We start from the raw sequence: 1,013 nt of genomic DNA on the forward strand, positions 1-1,013 counted from the left end.
ACTGAAATGACGTATAAGACTTATGTACGTTTTTAGAATATAAGATTGTGTAAGTTGGGACGAGTCGTCATAAAGAGCTTCTTTTGCAGCAGCTATCAACAATACATATTTATCTTCACACCACTGCATAGAACGTGTAGAAAGCCTCAAAATATCTATAACAGCTTGCTTCGGAGCTCTGATGATTTCTGTAATGGATGGAAAGGTATCTAATAAAGTGAGAACTGTTTTAGAATGAAGGCTATAAAATACACTTCTAAGATTAGGGAAAATCAGGTCCAATACACTCAAGTATTTTTGTAGTACCTCTGTATAAGATTCATTCAATGAATAGTAATGTCTTGAGAGCTTTCTCAAGGCATCAAATTTATCATTGCTGGGCTCATAAAAAGAGCAATCTTCAAGATAATAAACACTAGCAATACGGGAAGTATCAATAGGATCTGTTTTAATTTTACGAAGAGAACGTCGCTTTTGTATTCCAGTTTGCAAAGGATTAAGCTGAACAACTTGATAGCCCGAAGAATGAAAATAACGTACAAGTGGTTTAGAATAAGAGCCTGTAGCTTCCAGTACGATATCGGGTATAGTACCCGTTTTAGTTTTAAGTTGTTCCAGGATAGTAGATGTTTGGTTGATGTCAGTAAGAGTGTGCTTAAAAGTAAAGGGTTTAGAAAAGGATTGATTACCAGGAAGAAAAGCACGAGCAACACTTTTATTCTTGGCCACATCAATACATAGTGTAGGATTATTCATAGATTAAAACCTCCTTGAAATAAACTGGAGCCTGAGACCAATCTCCATCACAGGTTGGCGAGTAATACGGGTTTAAGAACCCAACCAGCTAAAACGGGATTGAAGAAAAGTCGAGGCTAAAACACTTTAAGCGACGGTATCAAAGTACCAACAAAACATAGGTTTTTTACCCAGTTAAGAATATAGCTTTATTATAGAATAAAAGCTATAAATCAATCCAGAATTAACTGGTTGTTATATACTTATAATACCAACAA

1 protein-coding gene is annotated in these 1,013 nt (G+C 35.2%); it reads right to left on the minus strand.

Annotated features, from left to right (window positions below):
* Positions 1-756 (minus strand): IS110 family transposase (locus C1Y58_RS26260; RefSeq protein WP_157950306.1); only part of this gene is annotated, 756 nt, incomplete at its 3' end.
* Positions 757-1,013: the final 257 nt, after the last annotated feature.

This window comes from Vallitalea okinawensis (assembly GCF_002964605.1).
In the GTDB taxonomy this organism is placed as follows: Bacteria; Bacillota; Clostridia; order Lachnospirales; family PQDH01; genus Vallitalea_A; species Vallitalea_A okinawensis.